Origin of the sequence: Kamptonema formosum PCC 10802, from assembly GCF_000332335.1 — a bacterium.
In the GTDB taxonomy this organism is placed as follows: Bacteria; Cyanobacteriota; Cyanobacteriia; order Cyanobacteriales; family Oscillatoriaceae; genus Oscillatoria.
Window position 1 is genome coordinate 2,748,710 of record NZ_KB235948.1, and the last position, 20,245, is coordinate 2,768,954.

20 protein-coding genes are annotated in these 20,245 nt (G+C 55.0%); 9 read left to right on the top strand and 11 right to left on the bottom strand.

Annotation, left to right across the window (positions count from 1 at the left end):
* Positions 1 to 55 precede the first annotated feature (55 nt).
* Positions 56 to 385 (top strand): DUF8822 family protein, encoded by a 330-nt coding sequence (locus OSC10802_RS0111740; protein ID WP_026098392.1) that lies wholly within the window; start codon positions 56 to 58, stop codon positions 383 to 385.
* A gap of 65 nt (positions 386 to 450) precedes the next feature.
* On the opposite strand, the gene rpsN is transcribed toward OSC10802_RS0111740, so the two are convergent.
* The 4 genes from rpsN to serS all read right to left on the bottom strand — a co-directional run bounded on the left by rpsN (position 451) and on the right by serS (position 4,139).
* Positions 451 to 753, bottom strand: coding sequence for a 30S ribosomal protein S14 (gene rpsN, locus OSC10802_RS0111745; RefSeq protein WP_017716962.1), 303 nt, complete (start codon positions 751 to 753; stop codon positions 451 to 453).
* A gap of 141 nt (positions 754 to 894) precedes the next feature.
* Entirely contained in the window at positions 895 to 1,548 is a 654-nt protein-coding gene (nth, locus tag OSC10802_RS0111750) for an endonuclease III (protein WP_017716963.1), read from the bottom strand.
* On the bottom strand, positions 1,545 to 2,639 hold the full coding sequence (rseP, locus tag OSC10802_RS0111755; RefSeq protein ID WP_017716964.1) for an RIP metalloprotease RseP: 1,095 nt from the start codon (positions 2,637 to 2,639) through the stop codon (positions 1,545 to 1,547). The genes nth and rseP overlap by 4 nt, the downstream gene beginning before the upstream one ends.
* A gap of 219 nt (positions 2,640 to 2,858) precedes the next feature.
* The gene (serS, locus tag OSC10802_RS0111760; RefSeq protein ID WP_017716965.1) at positions 2,859 to 4,139 is read right to left on the bottom strand and encodes a serine--tRNA ligase; all 1,281 of its coding nucleotides are present in this window, start codon (positions 4,137 to 4,139) and stop codon (positions 2,859 to 2,861) included.
* Between the two features lie 270 nt (positions 4,140 to 4,409).
* Here serS and OSC10802_RS54310 point away from each other — a divergent pair, with 270 nt between their 5' ends.
* A complete protein-coding gene (locus tag OSC10802_RS54310; RefSeq protein ID WP_017716966.1) occupies positions 4,410 to 4,658 on the top strand; it encodes a helix-turn-helix domain-containing protein in 249 nt (82 codons plus the stop codon).
* 2 nt (positions 4,659 to 4,660) lie between these two features.
* Positions 4,661 to 4,966: a BglII/BstYI family type II restriction endonuclease gene (locus tag OSC10802_RS52835; protein ID WP_017716967.1), complete on the top strand. Its 306-nt coding sequence runs from the start codon at positions 4,661 to 4,663 to the stop codon at positions 4,964 to 4,966.
* A gap of 368 nt (positions 4,967 to 5,334) precedes the next feature.
* Here the strand turns inward: OSC10802_RS52835 and OSC10802_RS39840 are convergent, their stop codons facing one another.
* From OSC10802_RS39840 to OSC10802_RS0111780, 3 genes are all read right to left on the bottom strand, one after another.
* Positions 5,335 to 6,096, bottom strand: coding sequence for a DNA-methyltransferase (locus tag OSC10802_RS39840; RefSeq protein ID WP_198525102.1), 762 nt, complete (start codon positions 6,094 to 6,096; stop codon positions 5,335 to 5,337).
* A complete protein-coding gene (locus OSC10802_RS55565) occupies positions 5,994 to 6,395 on the bottom strand; it encodes a DNA methyltransferase (protein ID WP_255349189.1) in 402 nt (133 codons plus the stop codon). Before OSC10802_RS55565 ends, OSC10802_RS39840 begins: the two co-directional genes overlap by 103 nt.
* A gap of 250 nt (positions 6,396 to 6,645) precedes the next feature.
* Positions 6,646 to 7,614, bottom strand: coding sequence for a metal ABC transporter solute-binding protein, Zn/Mn family (locus OSC10802_RS0111780; RefSeq protein WP_017716969.1), 969 nt, complete (start codon positions 7,612 to 7,614; stop codon positions 6,646 to 6,648).
* A 357-nt stretch (positions 7,615 to 7,971) separates the two neighbouring features.
* Here OSC10802_RS0111780 and OSC10802_RS0111785 point away from each other — a divergent pair, with 357 nt between their 5' ends.
* Together OSC10802_RS0111785 and OSC10802_RS39845 are read left to right on the top strand one after the other, a co-directional pair.
* Entirely contained in the window at positions 7,972 to 8,793 is an 822-nt protein-coding gene (locus OSC10802_RS0111785; RefSeq protein WP_017716970.1) for a metal ABC transporter ATP-binding protein, read from the top strand.
* A gap of 185 nt (positions 8,794 to 8,978) precedes the next feature.
* Positions 8,979 to 9,881: a metal ABC transporter permease gene (locus tag OSC10802_RS39845; RefSeq protein ID WP_017716971.1), complete on the top strand. Its 903-nt coding sequence runs from the start codon at positions 8,979 to 8,981 to the stop codon at positions 9,879 to 9,881.
* Between the two features lie 27 nt (positions 9,882 to 9,908).
* Here the strand turns inward: OSC10802_RS39845 and OSC10802_RS0111800 are convergent, their stop codons facing one another.
* Positions 9,909 to 10,679 carry a PEP-CTERM sorting domain-containing protein gene (locus OSC10802_RS0111800; RefSeq protein ID WP_198525104.1) on the bottom strand — a complete coding sequence of 257 codons (771 nt, stop codon included), beginning with the start codon at positions 10,677 to 10,679 and terminating at the stop codon, positions 9,909 to 9,911.
* 516 nt (positions 10,680 to 11,195) lie between these two features.
* Here OSC10802_RS0111800 and OSC10802_RS0111805 point away from each other — a divergent pair.
* Entirely contained in the window at positions 11,196 to 11,657 is a 462-nt protein-coding gene (locus tag OSC10802_RS0111805) for a peroxiredoxin (protein ID WP_017716973.1), read from the top strand.
* Positions 11,658 to 11,859: 202 nt separating this feature from the next.
* Here the strand turns inward: OSC10802_RS0111805 and hpf are convergent, their stop codons facing one another.
* Complete coding sequence (gene hpf / locus OSC10802_RS0111810) at positions 11,860 to 12,516, bottom strand: ribosome hibernation-promoting factor, HPF/YfiA family (protein ID WP_017716974.1); 657 nt, start codon at positions 12,514 to 12,516, stop codon at positions 11,860 to 11,862.
* Positions 12,517 to 13,943: 1,427 nt separating this feature from the next.
* Here hpf and lipB point away from each other — a divergent pair.
* Positions 13,944 to 14,663, top strand: coding sequence for a lipoyl(octanoyl) transferase LipB (gene lipB, locus OSC10802_RS39850; protein WP_044170087.1), 720 nt, complete (start codon positions 13,944 to 13,946; stop codon positions 14,661 to 14,663).
* A gap of 97 nt (positions 14,664 to 14,760) precedes the next feature.
* Here the strand turns inward: lipB and OSC10802_RS0111820 are convergent, their stop codons facing one another.
* Positions 14,761 to 15,303 (bottom strand): single-stranded DNA-binding protein, encoded by a 543-nt coding sequence (locus OSC10802_RS0111820; RefSeq protein WP_017716976.1) that lies wholly within the window; start codon positions 15,301 to 15,303, stop codon positions 14,761 to 14,763.
* Between the two features lie 817 nt (positions 15,304 to 16,120).
* Positions 16,121 to 18,625 (bottom strand): mannose-1-phosphate guanyltransferase, encoded by a 2,505-nt coding sequence (locus OSC10802_RS0111830; RefSeq protein ID WP_017716978.1) that lies wholly within the window; start codon positions 18,623 to 18,625, stop codon positions 16,121 to 16,123.
* A 584-nt stretch (positions 18,626 to 19,209) separates the two neighbouring features.
* Between OSC10802_RS0111830 and OSC10802_RS0111835 the strand changes: the two genes are divergently transcribed.
* Positions 19,210 to 19,401, top strand: a complete 192-nt coding sequence (locus OSC10802_RS0111835; protein WP_017716979.1) for a hypothetical protein — start codon at positions 19,210 to 19,212, stop codon at positions 19,399 to 19,401.
* A 7-nt stretch (positions 19,402 to 19,408) separates the two neighbouring features.
* The gene (locus OSC10802_RS0111840) at positions 19,409 to 20,125 is read left to right on the top strand and encodes a class I SAM-dependent methyltransferase (RefSeq protein WP_017716980.1); all 717 of its coding nucleotides are present in this window, start codon (positions 19,409 to 19,411) and stop codon (positions 20,123 to 20,125) included.
* The last annotated feature ends 120 nt before the right edge of the window (positions 20,126 to 20,245 follow it).

Sequence of the window (20,245 nt, forward strand, 5' to 3'; positions counted from 1 at the left end):
GTAAGGCTACCCACAAGAGACACTGCCCTTGAAACAGTAAATTAAGAGGATGATTATGCCTGAAGCCATTCCACCCGTCACACTGCCTCCTGCTGAAAATCCCCAGCAGGAAGGCCAATGGTTGCAACATGCTTTGCATAACTGGCTCGACCGGGAGTTTATCCCAGAGGCAGTCAACCAGGAGATTGCCCGCCGAGCTGCCCAAATCTATGTCCGGCACCGGATGGAAGGGGAAAATGATGTTGGCGCTCTCACGATCGCGATAGTCACGGAAATGCAGGCGTTTGACTTTTCTAAAAGTTTCTATGGCGAGTTTGCCGTTGCCAATGCGGTGAGCGACTTGCTGCTGGAGAGCTTGGGCATAGACCGGTGCTGCGGACAGTAAGATTTTAGATTTTAGATTTTAGATTCCCAATCCAAAATCCAAAATCCAAAATCCTTGCATCCCAACTACCAGCTGGACTTGACAACGCCTGGGAGCAACCCTTTGTGGGCCATTTCGCGAATGGCGTGGCGGGAAAGGCCAAAGTCCCGATAGTAGCCTCTGGGCCGGCCACTGAGCCAGCAGCGGTTGCGCAGGCGGTGGCGGCTGCTGTTGCGAGGCAGCTGTTGCAGCTGCCGGTGCAGTTCAATTTTATCGTCCAGCGTTTCGGCTTGGGAGAACTGTTCCTTGAGATCTTCCCGCTTTTGAGCGTACTTCTCCACCAGTTTCTGGCGTTTCTTTTCCCGCTCAATCATGCTCTTTTTGGCCATGAATGACTTTCTCAGCCTCGATTAAAGACACCATTCTCTATGGTATCAGGTTTGGGGGGGTGATGAACCGCCCCCGTGAAGAGTCGCCAAGGAAGAGGAAGAGAGGGGGCGGGGGGAGCGGGGGTTTGGGCACCGGCACCTTCAGCGAAGGGCAGAGGGGCACAAATCAGCGAGGGCGCAAGTCTGGCAGGCCGGCTTGCGGGCGTTACAGACGGCTCGCCCGTGGTAAATCAGCCGAATTGACCAATTTTCCCAGTCTTCTTGGGGGAGAAGCGGCATTAAGTCTCGCTCGACGCGCACCGGATCGTCGTGTTCAGTCAAGCCCAAGCGCTGGCTGAGGCGCTTGACGTGGGTGTCCACGGTGACGCCCTGATTGATGCCGAAGGCGTGGGCCATCACCACATTGGCGGTTTTTCTGGCCACTCCGGGCAATTCCAGCAGCTGTTCCATCCGTTTGGGCACTTGACCGCCATATTTCTCAACAATCATCTGGCAAGCGCCCTGGATGTTTTTGGCCTTGTTGCGGTAGAAGCCGGTGGAGCGGATTAAGGTTTCCAGTTCTGCTAAACCGGCACCGGCAATGGCGGCGGCGTCGGGGAAGCGCGCGAAAAGTGCCGGTGTCACCTGATTCACCCGCTCATCTGTGCACTGGGCCGAGAGGATAGTGGCCACCAGCAGCTGCACCGGCGTCTCGTAGTTGAGCGTGCATGTGGCGTCTGGATACAGGCGCTTCAGGCGAATCAGGATTTCATTAGCCCGCTGCTTTTTTGCAGACCATTTATCAGTGACGCTCACTGGAATAACTTCTGAATTGCCTCCAACTGGGTGGTGTCGCGGATGATCAAAAAGATGCCCAACCCCAGCAGCAGCATTAATCCCGTCTGCATGACCCCGTCTTGAATGTGGGTGGGCAGGGGTTTGCCGCGCAGCCCTTCAATCAGCAGGAAGGCCAGCTGCCCGCCGTCCAGTGCCGGCAGGGGCAAGATATTGATAATCGCCAAGTTGACGCTGATAATCGCCGCAAACAGGAACAGGTTGCCGGTGTCACTTTGGGCGACTTTGGCACCTTCCTCTACAATTTTCACCGGCCCGGCGACCTGGCCGACGGTTTCTTTAAAGTGGGTGATCAGCTGGTAAAACCCCTGCACCGTGCCGACAACGATCGCCTGAAACCTGTCAGCGGCCAGGCTCAACACCTCGAAAGTGCTGTTGGCCCGCCGGTAGGTGGCCGTGCCGTTGGGAGCGAGCTGGACACCAATGCGACCTGTGCCGTCTGGTGCCGGTTGCGGCGTCACCCTCACGGACAGCTTGGCCTTGTTCCGCTCCAGGGTCAGTTCCAGAGGCCGGTCGGCATGGGATTGGATGGCTTCCTTCAGGACGGGGATGGCCTCTTTGGAGGAGCCCAGTTCCTTCCCGCCCACTGCTATAATAATGTCTCCTGATTTAATCCCCGCTCTAGCTGCAGCGGAGTCTTGCGAAACCACTTGGGGCACGAGAACCCCAGGCTGGTAGTTAAATCCCGCCGGCACGCCGTAAGTGCCGAACTGAGCGACTAGCACCAGATAGGCAAAGATTAAATTGGCAATCACCCCAGCGCTAATGACAATGGCTCGGTCTAGGATGGGCCGGTTGCGCAACAGATTGGGGTCATTTTCAGGAATGTTGCTCTCCTCGGGATCGTCATCCGGGAAGCCGACAAAGCCACCCAGAGGGATCGCCCGAATCGCATACTCGGTTTCTGGCCCTTGATATTTCCACAGAATGGGGCCAAACCCGATAGAGAAGCGATTGACGTGAATTTTCTGCAGGCGAGCCGCCATGAAGTGGCCCAGTTCGTGTACCACAATCAAAAGCGCCAGAACCGCGATCGCTGCCAAAACTGACATGTACTAATCCAGTGATACTACGCTATATGTGCTGCCGGCTCCCGCATTCGGGAACCTTTAATTATTGTGACGTATTCTACGGTTCTGCGCCTGTTTCCAGTCCGGACAGACTAAAGAAGGGACTATAGCATATTAATGTTCTTTTGTCAAGGGATTTTTTTCTCGTTCCCAGGCTTCCCGTAAGGGTGCCTGGGAACGAGGGGAATTTCTTGACCGGCGTTACAGCACCTCGCGCCCCATTGTCGGCTGCAGGGCTTCCGGGATGCGGACTGTGCCATCCGGCTGCTGGTAGTTTTCCAGGATCGCCGACATGGTGCGCCCGATGGCCAAGCCAGAACCGTTGAGGGTGTGCGCGAACTGGGTGCCCTTCTTCCCGGCTTCCTTAAAGCGAATATTGGCCCGTCGCGCCTGAAAGTCGCCAAAATTCGAGCAGCTGGAAATCTCGCGGTATTTGCCGGCAGAGGGCAGCCACACTTCCAGATCGTAGGTCTTCTGCGATGAGAAGCCCAAGTCGCCCGCGCACAGTTCGATCGTCCGGTAGGGCAACTTCAGGGCTTCCAAGATAGCTTCGGCATCTCGCACCAGGGTTTGATGCTCCGCCTCAGAGGTGCTGGGGTGGACAAATTTCACCAGCTCAACTTTATTGAATTGGTGCAGGCGGATTAGCCCCCGCGTGTCTTTGCCATAACTGCCGGCTTCCCGCCGGAAGCAGGGGGTGTAAGCGCAGTGATAGATGGGTAACTGTTCTGCGGGGAGGATTTCATCCCGGTAGAGGTTCGTCACCGGCACCTCAGCGGTGGGAGCGAGCCACAAGTCATCTTGGGCGCATTTGAAGCTTTCTTCGGCAAATTTGGGCAACTGACCGGTGCCGGTGAGGGAAGCGGTGTTAATCAAGATCGGCGGCAGCACTTCTATATAGCCGGCTTGGATCTGCCGGTCGAGCATAAAGCTAATCAGAGCTCGCTCCAGCGCCGCACCGGCACCGATCAGCGTCACAAACCGGCTTTGCGCCACTTTCGCCGAGCGCTCAAAGTTGAGGATGCCCAGCTTTTCGCCGATTTCCCAGTGGGGGAGGATGCCGGCATTTTGGGGGATGTACTCGTCACCCCAGCGGCGCACCTCCACATTGTCATTTTCATCTTTGCCTGCCGGTGTCGAATCGCTGGGCAAGTTAGGGATGGACAGCAGCAGCTCATCGATCTGGGATTTCAGCTCTTTTTCCTTTGGCTCCAGTTCGCCTAGCTGGGATTTGAGCTGGTTGCCTTCCTCTTTCAAGGCTTGAATTTCTGGATCGTCCGGCTTAGCACCGGCCTTCATTTTTTGGCCCACCAGTTTGCCAATTTCGTTGCTGCGAGCTTGCAGCTTGGAGCGCGTCGTCTCCAGTTCCCGCTGCTGGGCGTCAATGCTGAAGAGCGGCTGTAAATCGTAGTTTCCGCCGCGCCGGTTGAGGCGCTCCTGCACTGCTTGTGGATTTTCCCGGATTTGCTTGATATCGAGCACGGATGTTCCCCAGACTCTCTCAAAGAGTGTTTTTCTGCTTCCTTACAAGGATTATCGTATCGCGCCTGCCGGCGGACCCTCACGCCCCGCTCGCTCAGGATGGGACGAGCCGGCAGGCAAGCCGGCTTCCGGGGCTCCCACGAGATAATAACCCATTTTGGGTTTATCCCGCATTGGGTTTTAGCATCGAATTCGCACATTAGTCAGCCAGAGGGACGCGCCCGCTATCGAAACCGAGGAAACCGTCGCGGCAAACAAGGCATCCGTCAAGTGACCAAATCTGTCTTTAGCGAGGAATACTACCGGTTTCGCCGCCTGCTTATCGAGGCTCGCCAAGCCGCTCAGCTCACCCAAGCCCAGCTTTCCGCCAAGCTTTCGCGTCCGCAGTCCTACGTTTCCAAGTATGAACGCGGCGAGCGCCGGCTAGATTTAATCGAGTTCTTGGAAGTGGCACAAGCCCTGGAGCTTGACCCGATAAGGTTCATCGAAAAATTGCTTAGAGAAAAAGAGGGTGAGTAGCCATGCTCATTCAGTTTACAGATTTCAACAATGCCGATCTAGTCATCAATACCCACTGCAACGCTGAATGGAATGATATTGAAAGCGTACTAACCGCCATGCCATTACACCTTAAAGCTTCCCGTCAGGCTGGGATTGAGGGAAATCCAGTCTTTGACCCCGTAGGAACGAACCAATACATCAAAGCTGCCTTGGTCAAGATCGGGTGGCAATCTAACCTGCCGATTCCAGCACCATACAGATTTTTGGGCACAGACATTGACCTTGGCAAATCGGGTGTGCTTGTCGAGGTTCAGTTTTCCCACTAAGCGTTCCTGCCAAACAACACCTTACGCTCCGAGTTGTTTTTCAACGCTCAGACCCTACTAACAGGGCAGCCCACTAGGCTTGTGGTTCTGATTGCGAAAGCCCAGATGTTTCCGGCTTCCAACAGCAGTCTCTACTACGAGACTGCCGTCCAGCAGCTGACAGCTTTAGCCGGTTATGCGTTCAAGGTGCCAATGAGAGTTGTAGGGTTATTCGAGCCAAAGAATACAACCGTACAAGTCAAATGCACTGTGTATGAGCAAGCTACCTCTCGAAAGATTGTAACTCAGGAAGACAGGCAATGTCAAATAATTGCGGGTCGTTCAGCACGCAGCCGCTGTCTTCTTCGCCTCCTGTGAGGAGTAATCGGTTAGAGCGACAAGTCGAGTTCCATTTGCTCCCCTATTTGAGCCGGCACCGGCTTTTTCTTTCCCTTGCCGTTGAGCTTAGCATCCACAGGACGCTCCTCCCCCCGAATACCAGCCCCAAAAGCCGCTTCCTCATACAGCAATCGCTCCTGCATCTCCTGCAAGTGGTATTCTTCCGAGCAGATTTTTGCCTCACTCCGTTCTGTCGCTCTTTTTCCCACTTGCACGTCAAACCGGAATTTTTCGATTGGCTCGCCGGTCCGCCCCACATAATCCCGCAGAGTTTTCAAATTGGGAAAACAGCCGCTCTCATCCGGCTCCCCACTCAGACGCCGCAGCGCAACTTGATGGTATCTCGGCTCCAGTTCCGCCCCCATGAAATGCCGCCCGAACTCTCTCGCCACAACCGCCACAGTGCCGGCTCCCATGTACGGGTCAAAAACCACCTCACCTTGATTCGTTGTCGCTAAAATAATTCTAGCGACCAAATCTTCCGGAAATTGGCAGGGATGTATGGTTTGCTCCTCATGGTTGTGCTTGACGTTGCGAAACAGCCAGATGTCGCCAGGATTTTTCCCGTCTGGGTTGCAGGATAGCTGCCCTTTGCGTTCGCCCCGGTAGTGCTTCTTGTTCTGGTACTTTTGCGGCACCCTGATAGCATCTAGGTTAAAGGTATAATCATCGGATTTGGTAAACCACAGCAGGGTTTCATGCCGGCAAGAGAATTTCTTTTGCGCGTGAAGTCCGTGCTGTCTCGCCCACACAATCCGGTTGCGGGAAGCCCACAAGATTCTAAAATAGGAAAGAAGCGAATGTCAAGGGTAATCAGCATCCCCCGGTCGGAAAAAGCCCCGACTTGCCAGAACAGCGAGCCGGTCTTTTTCAGAATGCGGCTGCACTCCCGCAGCACGGCTGTCTGTTCTTCCAGGTAAATCTCCAGCGCCTTCTTAGCTTCGTACTCTTTCCCCAGATTGTACGGGGGCGAGGAGACAACCAAGTCAGCACATTCCGCCGGCAAGCCGGTCAGCAACTTCCGACAGTCCCCCAAGAAGATACTATTCAAGGGGAGATTCTCTCTATTTCCTCTCACTCAAACACCTGCCCACTACACTCCTGAAACTTGGTCGCACGCCAGAAACCGGGTTTCTTTTAGAAACCCGGTTTCTCCCCCAGCGGTAAAGAGAACATCTTAACACAAAATATGCTATCTGTCAACTGTGCTATCACTGATTTTTAGCCCCGCTGTTTTATGCGAGGGGGCGGGTTTATTCATAGTCTGCCCTGTGCCAGAAATATCTTGGCTGAACCCGCCCCTACTTATTAGGTGCAGCCACCGGCTCAAAGGGCACGCTCTTCCCGCCCAAAGCGTCCACAATCGCCCGCGTATTCGCTACCATCATCTTAATATAAGAATCCCCCTCACTGCCGGCAGCGCCAATTGAGTCAGAATACAGCGGTTTCGGCGCTAATTTCACCGAAGCTTCCTCAGCCACAGTCTTAATCAGGGCTGGGTTAATCGTGGTTTCCGCAAAAATTGCCGGCACCCCCGCCGCCTTGACCGCCTCTACAAGTTTGCGCACGGTTTGAGCGCTAGGTTGCTCCTCGGTACTGATTCCTATCAAAGTTCCAACGACTTCCAGCCCATAAGCGCTTGCGTAATATTGAAACGCATCGTGCGTGGTCACCAACCGGCGCTTGTCTGCAGGGAGAGTTTCCAGCTGCTGGCTTATCCAAGTGTCCAGCAGCATCAGTTCGCCGGTCAGTCGCGCCGCATTCTCGGTAAATTCCTCCCTATCTTCTGGCGACAGCTCAATTAAAGCATCCCGAATAGCACTCACCATCGCTATCGCATTTCCCACATCCCCCCAAACGTGCGGATCTGGCACTTTTTCGCCTTTTTTTTCCATCTGCAGGGGCTTGACGGTTTCTCCCACCGGCACCTGACGCGCCCTCACCCCAGCAGCTTTCATCAATTTAATCAGTCCGGGTTCCAAATTGTAGCCATTATACAGAATTAGCTTTGCTTTTTCCAGGGCGATGCTGTCCGCCGGCACCGGCTCGTAAACATGGGGATCTGCGCCCGGTTTGAGAATGCCGGTGAGCTGAATCTCATCCCCCCCGACACGCTCAGCCAAGTCCTCGATGATGGTGCTCGTGGCCACCACACTGGGCTTGTCCGGCGATTCTGGACTGGTGCGGTTGGGTGCCGGTGGCGCACACCCGCTCAAAACCGCCAGCAGCAAGACAAAGCCCAGCTTCAGGGGGTGAGTTTCCAGCCTCATACTTGGAGCGAGAAGCGTCAAGAACCCCACCCCCAACCCCCTCCCCGCGAGCGGGGAGGGGGCTGTGTTGCTCGTCGTCGGGTGCGTTGCGCCGTCGGAAACGCACCCTGCAGCAGCAAGATCAGGCTCTGCCTCAGGGTGCCCATTCCCAGGCTCCATTTGGGAACGAGTCTTGCAAGGGGAGAGGAGATTAGCTCCCCCAACCCTTTTAGCAAAGGGGGTTAGGGGGTTAGGTCTGCTGCTAGAGCTGTGAGCCATCACCATTGCCTATCTTTAGTATTATTCCCACTTATAGATTTTTTCATATTTCTTTCATTTTTAGAGTACGCTGGAAAAAAGCCAACCCAAGAAGAGCCTATGAACACCCTCAAGCTGTCGTCCAGTGCCGGTGAGCCAAGTCACCCCGAACCCCTTCGCAACCCGCACCCAGCCGGTCTTGAGAGAGGGGAGCCAGCGATTGCCGTCAGCCATCTAGGGGTGAAATACCGCAGCGTAGAGGCGCTGCGGGATGTCAGCGCCGTGGCCCACAGCGGCAGGCTCACCGGCATTATCGGGCCCAACGGTGCCGGGAAAAGCACCCTCCTGAAAGCCATGCTGGGATTAATTCCCACCAGCAGCGGACAGGTGCTGTGCGGCGGGAAACCGCTGTCTGAGCAGCTGGAGCGGGTGGCTTATGTGCCGCAGCGCTCGCAAATTGACTGGACCTACCCCGCCACTGTCTGGGATGTGGTGATGATGGGGCGGGTGAGGAAAACCGGCTGGTTCCGCCGCTTCAGTGCGTTGAGCCGGCGCACTGCCGCCGCAGCGCTAGAGCGCGTGGGCATGAGCGACTGCCGCCACCGGCGCATTGGCGAACTCTCTGGCGGACAGCAGCAGCGGGTATTTCTCGCTAGATCGCTGGCGCAGGAAGCGGATATCTTCTGCTTTGACGAGCCCTTTGCCGGCATTGACCAAAAAACCCAAAGCGTCATTTTCAACATTTTCCACGAACTCGCCGCAGCCGGCAAAATCGTCCTAGTAGTCAACCACGACTTAGGAGAATCCATCACCCACTTTGACGACCTAATCTTACTCCATACAGAAATAATCGCCACCGGCCACCGGCAGCAAGTCCTAACACCAGAAAACCTTTACCGCGCCTACGGAGGTCAGGTCATGTTCTTTGACGACGCTGCATAAGAAAGCGTGTTTGTCAAGTATCTTTTCTCTCTTTATCTCTCATTCTCAGCCCGAAGCTGGGAATGAGAATTAACTCTGCGCCTCTGCGCCCTCTGCGGTAAAAAAATATTCCTCTTGCTTCTTGGCGTCCTTGGCGTCTTGGCGGTTCATTCTTAAGTTCATTCTTAAGCCAAAAAAACATTCCCATGCTAGAATCCTTAATAGAGCCGCTGCAGTACGGCTTCATGCAGCGCTCACTGATCGTAGCCATCCTAGTCGGACTGATCTGCGCCGTCACCGGCAGCTACTTAATGGTGCAGAGACTGGCGCTCCTCGGTGACGCCATCAGCCACTCGGTACTTCCCGGATTAGCCATCGCCTTTCTCCTGGGAGCCAATATCTTCCTGGGCGCTTTCATTGCCGGTGTTCTCAGCACAATGGCGATTGCCTGGATACGAACGCGCTCGCCCATTAAAGAAGACGCGGCAATGGGGATTGTCTTTTCTGCCTTTTTCGCCCTGGGCATTACTTTAATTACCATTATCCAAAAAGACAACAAAATCGACCTGAATCACTTTTTGTTTGGCAACATTCTGGGGGTTACGGCTGAGGAAGTGCGCGACACCGGCATGATTGCGGCGGTGGTGCTGCTCGTGGTGGTGCTGCTGTACAAAGAATTGCTGTTTTACACGTTTGACCCCACGGGAGCTCAGGCGGCGGGGCTGCCGGTGAACCTGCTCAATTTTGGCCTGATGGTGCTGATCGCTCTCACGGTTGTGGCGAGCATGAAAGCTGTCGGCGTCATCCTGGTCCTGTCGCTGCTGATCGCGCCGGGAGCGACTGCTTATCTGCTGGTTCCGCGCCTGCACCAGGTGATGGTTTTAGGTGCCGGTATTGGGATTTTTTCCAGCATTGCCGGCATGTACCTCAGCTATTTCTACAATCTTCCTTCCGGCCCCGCTATTGTATTAGTAGTGTCGGGATTATTTGTGCTGGCGCTGCTGTTCAGTCCCAGTCATGGAGTCTTCACCCACCGCAGGTCAGGTTCTGGGAATTCCCAGATTTGGCGGGAGCTGAAGGGTTTGATGCGGTGGCATTCCTCAAGGTAATAGGTTGGGCGGACGCCCAACCCTGTTTTATGCTTTTTTCACGGCTTTCTTTCTTTGCAAAGCTATCCCACCCAGTACCCCAGCTAGACCTAGCATGGTGCTGGGTTCCGGTACTGGCTTCGGATCGTAGTCGTAGGTAATGTTGAGATCCGCTTTGGCAAATGTGTCGATAAAAGAGTTGATGTTGCCCGGTCCTGTAACCGCTGATTGAGCTGTAGCGGTGAACAAAAAGTCGAGCATGCCACTGCCGGTGAACCACTGCAAGATGCTGGCATCGGTGAAAACTTGCGTTCCGGATGTTTCGGCTGTCAGTCCTTCAAACGTCCGCCCACTCGCGCCGGCGTAATCTAGTCTGCCATCGTATCGAGCGACACTGTAAGTGACATTCTTTTGCGGGTTTAACTCAAACAGATTCGCACTATTTTGCCCACTCAATGAAAGCAAACCGCTGAGATTCACTGACACTGCTCTCGCTGTGGCTGAGCGGTTTTCAAAGGCCCCCTGTCCCTTCAGGCTGCCGGTAAATGACAGCGTTACACTCTTGAGCGTGCCCAGAGCGGAGTCGAACTTTTCGATGCTGATAGGCGCTTCGATATCTGTGAGGCCATACCCCTGACTCAGGTAAGGGTCAGGCACGTAATCTCTGTCAAAATCAGTCTGTTGATACGAAGCCGAACGCGAGAGGCTCGCCGCGTTAGCGATGCCGGCAGTAGATACAATCCCTGTGAACAGGGTTGCGGCGGCAATCCCCGTTAAACCTTGCACTTTCATTGAATAAGCCCAGTTTATAGTTATCATTGCATTTGGCTATGATTTGGCAATCAATCTCTGGGAGAGTCAGAATATTCTATGCGGTTTCACAGCCCACCCATATCACTACTATAAGGACGGGTAGCCTTGATTTCAAGCGTTTTAATTTAAAGATTTGGTAAAGTTAGCCCAGCTCTCCTGGGAATTTTTAGGGTTTATAGGCTGGAAGCCAATCTTTACAAGCCTTTGGGCGATCTCAGCTTTGCCCGCTGGCCAGTTCCCCCAGTCGTTATAGCAGTAGGCACTTAGGTTAGGACAAGGGGTTTAAGATGATGTAGGGGCGGGAACACCGACAAAGAGTGCCACACAGCTACAACACTGATAAACCCGCCCCTAACCTCTGATATAGCAGCCGGCAATTGGGCCATAGCGTGTCCTAACCAATATGACTGCTGCTATAAAGGCCAAGACCGGCGCGGGCCTGCGGGGCCGCGCAGATGGCCCGAGTTGCGCTAGCATAACAAAAGTTAACATTCCGCTCAGGATGAGTTGCAGCTACCCGCGATGACAGTCAAAATAGGAGACAGCGCCCCCGATTTCACCCTGCCGTCCCAGAGCGGCGAGCCGGTCAGCCTCAAGGATTTCCGGGGCAAAAAGGCCGTGGTCCTGTATTTTTACCCAAAAGACGACACGCCGGGATGTACGGCGGAGTCTTGCGCCTTCCGGGACAGTTACGAAACGTTCACGGATGCCGGTGCTGAGGTGATAGGCATCAGCGGCGACTCACCGGCGTCGCACCAGCAATTTGCTGCCAAGTACAAGTTGCCGTTTACCCTGTTGAGCGACACCGGCAACGAGGTGCGGAAGCTGTACGGAGTGCCGGCGGCGGCTTTCGGCTTGCTTCCCGGGAGAGTGACCTATGTCATTGACCGGGAGGGAGTTGTCCAGCACATCTTTAACTCGATGATGAACTTCAGCGCTCACGTTCAGGAGTCGCTGAAAACCCTGCAAGCGCTAAAAAACTAGCAGCCAAGCGGCATGTAGGAAAAACCAAACCCCCCTCTCCCGCCGTCCCGGTGTGGGGAAGGGGGCTGGGGGGTGGGGCTATACCAAGTTGGCATAAATAGTATTTTTTGGGGGATCTGAAAAGGGTTTACAGCAGCCTTTTTCAATCCAAAATCCAAAATCCAAAATCCAAAATTGGTATTAACTGCCGGTTGGGCTTAGCTCAGGCGAGCCCGGACTTGGACTTTTCTGGCACCGCAGCGCTGCTGGCCATCTTGCCATTTTTGCTGCTGGTGTGGCCATTGCCGTTACGGGGTAAAATCAGCCCGTAACCGCCGTGGTGTTTGCGCTCGTAGATCACGTTAATCTCGCCGGTTTCGGCATTCCGGAACATGTAGAAGTCGTGATCGATCAGCTGTAGCTGTTCCAAGGCTTCTTGAACGCTCATCGGCGGCATCGCGAAATACTTGGTTCGCACCACTTCGCTGGGAAGTTCCGGGGTGCGGTTGCCAATTATATCGGTCGCCACTGGCTGTTCGGCTGCAACCACAGTGGGTGTGGGCTGGGCCTGGGTCTTTTGGTCGTGGCGCTTTTCTTTGTATTTGCGCAGCTGACGAGCAATTTTATCCGCGACTAGGTCGATGCTGGCGTACAGGTTTTCGCTGCTTTCTTCGGCACGGATGACAGTACCGTTGGCGTAAATAGTGACTTCAGCCGCCTGCTTGGGGTTGATCCGAGGATTGCGAGCCACTGACAGGTGCACGTCAACTTCCATCGTCAAATTTTGAAAGTGGCTGACCGCTTTCTCAATTTTTTGATTGACGTACTCGCGAATCGCATCGGTGATTTCAATATTTTTGCCGTGGATAACAAGCTTCATAACTGATTGTCCCGCTGAAAACGCCCACTTGTCAAAAAGGTGGAAGGCTCTCCTCCCCACTTCGGGGGGAGGGCGTTGGGTGGGAAGGGAAGGTGGAATTAGTTCATCCCATATCGCTGTATCCTTCATCCTTTCAGAGTGGGGGGAAAGCGGGGCGGGGATTGCCGCTTTCCTCAAACCAATCGTGGAGCCCGTTTTTAGCTTAGCCCCTTACAGCAATTTACCCTGACTTTTGGTTGGTGGTTGCTGGCGGGAGCGCAGATCCCAAGAACGGAGCCGAAACTTTTCAGGATTGACTGCTCTTTGCGCTAAAGCGACGAAGATTCCCCGGAGGGATTTCAGAACTTCCAGTCAGACTGGATTCCTAGGCGAAGTCAATACGCCCCTATGGTTTGCCCGAGGGCTTCCCTTTACTTTTAGTTTTAAGCTCATGCATGTCTCTCGTCGATGGAACGCCATAGCTTACCGACATTTTTGCGCCTGCTTTTTGCTACGCACCTCTGTCCTCACGGGATGTTAAGCCCCTTCCATTCGAGTCAATGAGAAGGCTCTTAAATTATAACGGTTCACAGAGGCTAAAGCCGCCGTGTCGCTTTTCCGCCCCGCTCGCTCACCAGACGCGGCGTGACGCGAGCTCCCGCGCTATTTTTCGTGTGGGCCACTCACTGTTTTAAGGCCCTGCCTCTTCTGCCCGTTTGTCCGGGGGAACAGCCCCTAGCGGTCTGAGGGTTGGCCCGCACTTCCGGAAATAGTGTTCCCGGCTGCACTCCGCTCTCAGGCACTCTCGGGATTTGTCCCAAAAGGGTTATGGAACCAATTCTACATAACTATCTCGCTGCGAAAGCCACTCTCACCGCCTTGAGATGGGGCTGTTGAAACTTTCTCCTCCCCTGGAATTATTGCCTCTACTATCACCGATACATTTTTGCTATCAACTGCTGTCAATTGGTAACAAATACATAAGCTGGGAGGCTAGCTCTCAGCCAAGGCGTATCAACCAATGCCCGCAGGGAACCCGCGAGCACAACGTCCAAACTCCAGACAAAGTGACTTCCTTTGAGAAAGAAGCTGTCTCCATCAAGTCTAAAGGCCATTTGCCTTTGGGTTTCGGGCTTTCAGGCGATTTAGACACAGCCACCTACCGAGTGGAAATCGGATTTAGATAGCTGTTTTGGACTTTTCAGAGCAACCACCCGCCTTTGGTTTTCGGGTCGTGGTGGCTGTCTTGAGCAAAGTATAGCATAGATCAGCATATGGGGGCAAATCGCTTGCTGCTGCCAGCCCTATCACTTCGTATTCTGGAGAACAGAGACTTTTGGCTTCTGTTTAAAATCTGTTGCATTCCTTGAAAATTCTTGATGTTACTCCCCCAGTCTTGGGGCTAAAATTGCGTCTAATTACTCTTGATTTTTTGCAGGTTTTCGAGTATGTACCCCACTTCAGCGGCAGAGACCGGGCCGCACCGGCATCGCGGTAGGCTATACAACCTAGGACAGGTGCCCTACACTGTAGCTTGGGCCTGGCAGCAGTCACTGGTGGCGGAACGCCAGAGGGCTCCCGAGTTAGAAGATGTTTTGATGTTGCTGGAACACCCGCCGGTATATACCTTGGGGCGGGGAGCCAGTCTGGAATTTCTCAAGTTCGACATAAGCCGTGCCGGTGTGGGAGTCCACCGAGTTGAGCGCGGGGGCGAAGTCACCTACCACTGTCCGGGCCAGCTGGTGGGCTACCCGATTTTGAATTTGCAAAGGCACCGGCAAGACTTGCACTGGTATTTGCGCCAGCTCGAAGAAGTCTTGCTGGAGGTGCTGGCATGTTGGGGGCTCGACGGTGAGCGCCTTGCGGGCAAAACCGGCGTTTGGCTGGAGGGGCGAAAGGTGGCGGCGATCGGGATCAAGGTCAGCCGGTGGATTACCATGCACGGCTTTGCGTTAAATGTCTGTCCGGACTTGCAGGGATTTGAGCGCATTGTCCCTTGCGGGATTGCGGACAAGCCGGTGGGCAGTTTGGCGGAGTTTGTTCCGGGAATCGAGATCGACTCGGTGCGCCGGACCGTGGCTGAGGCTTTTGCCCGAGTGTTTGATGTCCAACTTGACTTTCAAGAGGGTTCCCCACTCCTGTCAAATCCGGTTGCGGCGGATTCGTAAAAAATAGGGTCAGCCGGTCCGCCCCCTCTGGGCGGATCCCGCAAAAAAGAGGAGCCCGCTGGCTTATTGCCCGAGCGCCCGCAAGCAGCAAAACTTTTTAGAAGGGAATGTCATCGCGGTCCACTTCGTTCCCGGGGGGGCTGGGATCGTCGGGTGACTGCTGATAGGCTGAATAGGTTTGGGAGGCGGGAGGGGGGGACTGATACCTGGACTCCGCTGGGTCAGACTCAGCGGAGGTCTCAGTCAGCTTCCCCGTGCCAGCTTGGTTGCGAGAGGTAAAGGACACCACGTTACTGGGGGTGGGGGTTCGGGTGCTCGCCTGTGTCCTGCCGGCATTCCCCTGCAAGCTGTGTATCCGCTGAGCGGTTAATTCAGCGCGTTTTTCCTTGAACCCCTCGGGCCGGTCAACAGTATTCATGCTCAAGCGGCCTTCTATGACCACCCGATCTCCTGGGCCATAGCGATCGTAAGTTTCTTGGGCGAGATTCCCCCACACCACCACCTTCAAGGTTTCCGGGGGGTCTTCCTCCTTTGGCCCTGGAAACTGAACCAGCATTTCAGTAATCTGAGTTTGGTTGTCTGCCGTATAGCGCAGTTGCGGTTCTTGGACAATTTCCGCCATTAAAATGCAGCTGTTCATCTGAAAAACCCGCTGGATACTCCGTCTCAATCCGATATTTAGACGGTGAGGAAAGCGGGGCGGGGTTTGTCGGTTTGACCGCTTTCCTGGTGTGCGTTCGGAAAGCCCTCTCCCTGTGCGCCGGCAACCGGCTGGCACGAGGGCCGGACTGGCGTTGCGAGTCTGCCCGCTAGCCTGTTTGGGTGCTGTACTGGAGACAACCACTGGGAGCCGGCTCTTTTTTGGGCGGTTTTTCCATCCTGCCACCGATATAATTTAGCTTTTCTTGCGGGGGGCTAACCAGTAGGCCAAAGCTCGCCCCCTGGCGGGCGCGTGCGGCAGCACCCACTTCCCACTGCGTTTCTCAGGGTTCCCAGCCGCACTGTCCGGGGTGAAACCGGCCCGGAGTGCGAGCCGAAACACTGTCATATCCTGACGTTTTCCAGCCCAAAACATTTCGGCTTGCCGCTGTTGCATGTCCCCCAAAGAGCGCTGGGGCTTGCCGCTTTAACTAACAATATAACCTATTTTTCCCAGTGTTTAAAGAAAATAAGCTCCTCTGGAACTGCCTCTCTCAACAAAGCTTTGGCAGTCGCCCGTTTAAGTTTTTGGTTTCAGAGTGGTGAGCGTCTTACTTTCTTTTGCTCCGCCGCCTGAGGACAGCGAGGGCGTCAGACTTGGCAGGCGGGATTTTTTACAGTAGAGGTGGCAGCCAATAATTACGAGAGATTAGCGATTAGCTAGCGTGCTGGCCTGGGAGCCCTACCTGGCGGCTGCGCCCTTGGGGCAACGGCTTTCGGAACCTCGCTCTTGCGGCACGGGAGCCGTGGTCTGCTGGCTACTGTTGCTCTACAAACCTTTGAATGCGGTTGCGGTAATCCCTCAAGTGGTAATCCACCCAGTCCCCATCATTACTGTTAGCAAAAATATGCACCAGGGGTTCTCCGGCATCGGGCAAAATTAACACCCAACTGTCGCTGCGCCGGTCAAATATCTTAACGCCATCCACTAACTCCAAATTATCTGCCGGGTGGGTTTCTACGAGGTGGCGCATTAGGCCTCCCTTCACCGTCCAGGGGCAGCGCAGGGTGTAGGTGCGGTGGGAGACGCGGGGCAAGTCGGCGCGAAGTTGAGCCAGGGAGCGCTCCTGCAGCGTCAGCATCTCAATGATCTTGGCGATGCAGAACATGCCGTCAAATCCCGGATGCAGCTGCGGGAAAATAAAGCCCATCTCCCCACTGCCCCCCAGAACGACATTGGCATGGGTGTGAGAGGCTTCCATCAGGGCTGTGGGGTTGGCCTTGGTGCGAATCACCCTGCCGTCGTGGCGGCGGGCGATCTGCTCAACCGCACTGGAAGCGTGCACCGGCACCACCACCGTGCCTCTGGGATTGGAGGTGAGAATCAGGTTGACCATCAGGGCGGTCAGGGTTTCGCCGCGAATGGCGCTGCCGGATTCATCCACTAATATCATCTGCTCCCCGTTTCCCGACACCTGGACGCCAAAGGTGGCCCTGAGAGCCTCGACGACGTGACCGAGCTGCAGCAGCAGGCTCTCCCGCTCGTCTGTGGAGGGTGCCGTCTGGTTGAGACTAGCGTTGAGGACTACGGCGTCACAGCCATACTTGGCGAGCAGCTGTGGCAGCACCGCTCCCGAAACCGCATACACATAGTCTATTACAACTTTGGCGCGACTGTGACGAATCGCCTGGATGTGAAGATTTTTTTCAAAGGCGGTGCTGTACAGATCGAGCACCTGGCTGGGGTAAGCCATATTGCCTATTTCCTGTATCTGAGCCCGGCGGAAGTCTTCTTTAAAATAAGCCCCCTCAATTTTTTTCTCTAAAGATTTAGAGATATTAATTCCCTTGCCATCAAAAAATTCAATCAGGATCGAATCGTGCCGGTCGGGGTGGACGCGCACGTGGACGCCACCGGCCACCGACAGGGTGGGGGCAACGGTGCGAGCGATGGGAATTGCCGTGGATTCTAAGTTCTGAACGTGTGTCCCTACTGACATCAGCCCGGCAATCAGGGACCGGGTGACCATGCGGGAGATATTGCGCTGGTCGCGGGAAACGGTGACTTGGGAGCCCGGTTTCAGGGTGGAGCCATAAGCCGCCCCCAATTTGACGGCGAATTCTGGGGTGATGTCGATATTTGCCAGTCCGGACACGCCCCGCTGGCCAAACAGGTTGCGCTGCGCCGCTTGCCCCCAGATCAGGTTGATGTTCAAAGTCGCCCCAGATTCAACCTTTTTACTGGGCCACACTCTCACGTCGGGGCTGATTTGGGCTTCTTCTCCTATGCTGGACAGGGCACCCACTACGGCTCCTTCCAAGACGTGGGCTCGCCGGTCTATCCGCACCCCTCTGGCGGTGACGCAGGCCCTCAGGTGGGCCTCTTCGCCGACGATCACCCCATTCCAGACGATCGGTCGCTTGATGTCTGCGTCAGCGCCAATCGTAACGTTGTCCCCTATTGAGGTTCCCGCTTCGATCTGCACCCGAGAGCCAATGCGGCAGTTGTGGCCAATCAGAACTGGGGTTTCTATTTTTGCGCTCGGATCGATATATGTGTTTTGACCCACCCACAGTCCGGGGGAGCGCTCTTCGTAAGGAAATTCCAGTTTTACTTTGCCGTACAAGCCGTCGTACTGGGCGTCGCGGTAGGCGTCGAGGTGGCCCACATCGCACCAGTACCCCTCGGCGATGAAGCCGTACATGGGCTCACCTTTTTCCAGCAGCAGGGGGAACAGGTCTTTGGAAAAGTCACACTCTTTGTTTTCTGGCAGGTAGTCCAGGACTTCCGGCTCTAAGATGTAGATGCCGGTGTTGACTGTATCGGAAAAAATCTCGCTGGTCGATGGCTTTTCCAAAAACCGCCGAATGCGGCTGTCTTTATCGGTAATCACGACGCCGAATTCTATTGGATTGGGGACGTGCGTCAAAACTATCGTCGCTTTGGAGCGCTTGTGCTTGTGAAAGGCCATAGCGGCGCTCAAATTAAAGTCGGTGATGCTGTCTCCGCTAATCACCAGAAAGGTTTGGTCGAGCAGTTCGGCAATATTTTTGACGCAGCCAGCCGTCCCCAGGGGCTGGTCTTCCTCCACCGCATAGGTCATCTGCACGCCAAAGTCACTGCCGTCTTGGAAGTAGTCGCGCATCACGTCCGGCAGATAGTGCAGCGTGGCAATGATTTCTGTAATCTGGTGCCGTCTGAGAAGATTGATGATGTGCTCAGCAATCGGGCGATTCAAAATCGGCACCATCGGTTTGGGCAGATCGCAAGTCAGCGGTCTGAGCCGCGTCCCCGATCCTCCAGCCATCAGCACTGCTCGCATAAGTCCTCCTTAGCTTTTCGCACGCTTGGTTGCATCGAGCGCGATTCCTGCGCGTTCGGCTTGTCTCTACTCTAGTTTCCTATGATGCTGGGTCTTGTGGCATGCCGCTCAAATGCGCCCTTGCGCCAGAACTGAGTTGCTTTCAGCCCCGCCAAACTGCTGTGGATAAGTAAATCTACTTAAAACAAGCTGACAGTTGATGGCTCGAAGATGGCTCCCGCAACCAGCCGCACGACCGCAGCGTCTGGGGAAAGAGAATTTTGTCGGTGCGCCAAAAGCTATCCATAGCATAAAACTGAATCTATGATATTTCCAGAATCTTGAGGAGGGTTTAACCTCGCTGCTGCGGGGGCTTTCCATCTGCCCAAAGCTCGCCCTTGCGCCGGCGGCACCCAAGGGGTGGCAAAGTACGCACAGCCCCCCCCCAAAGCGTGCCGGTGGCCGGCAGACCGGACCGGAACATCAAGGGTTGCGCAAAAAAGCTCAAAGGAATGCGATAATGATTTCAGCAGGCGGCAGGAAAAGAATATTTTTGGCCATGAATCCCGGCAACGGGATTGAAACAGTTGCTTCGAGAATCGATCATGAATTTAATCTTATTGGCGTTGGTGGTCGGTTATGGAGTCGGGATCTGGAAGTTCTGGAGTGGGTTTGAGCGGACGAACTTCGAGCGAAGTCTGCCCAACCGGCTGAAGCTGTCCGTGCTGTGGCCGGTACTGTGGGTGGCCAACCAGAGCTATCGCAAAAACTTTACCAAAGCTCTCAAGGGGCGCTAGGGGCTGAATGTCTAAAAAGCCCGCTCCCGGCAACCTCTTTGCTGCCGGCACCTCCGACCGCTGGCAGCCAACAGTGGCCCAGGTCGCCTCTCGCTTTAACCGGCAGTATGCCGGCGAGCCCTTCGACCTGCCCTCCGAAGTCGAGGCTATGCCCATCTTTCGCGACTGGGCTGCCGGCACGCTCCAATCAAAAATTGCTTCCCCTTTCTGGGAGATCGCCCAACCCCAAAAAAACCAGCGCTGTTTGGATATCGGCTGCGGTGCCAGCTTTCTCATCTATCCCTGGCGCGACTGGGGCGCTTTCTTTTACGGTCACGAAATCAGCTCCGTGGCGCGCGACACCCTCAACGCTCGCGGACCCCAGCTCAACTCCAAGCTCTTTAAAGGAGTGGAACTCGCACCGGCTCACCAGCTCCACTGCGAGCCGGCTCAGTTCGATCTGGCTATCGCCACCGGCTTGAGCTGCTATTTCCCTCTCGATTACTGGGCTGCTGTTATGGCTGAGGTGCAGCGGGCTCTCAAACCGGCAGGCGAGTTCGTTTTTGATGTCCTCGACCCCGATCCCCCCTTAGCGGAAAACTGGGCCATCCTGGAAACCTATATGGGCGCTGAGGTGTTCCTCGAACCTCTGCCCGCTTGGGAAAAGCTGATTAAGGCTGCCGGTGCTAAGGTGGTTAAACGTCAGCCGGGCGAGCTTTTCGGGCTTTATAAAGTCCGATTTTGAGAGAAAAACTTGTTGACATATTTGCTTTTTTGTGGTAAGGGAAACGAACCGCCACAGAGGCGATAGCGGCTTCCCGCAGTGCAGACGCCAAGGACGCCAAGAATAGAAGAATGCCTGACG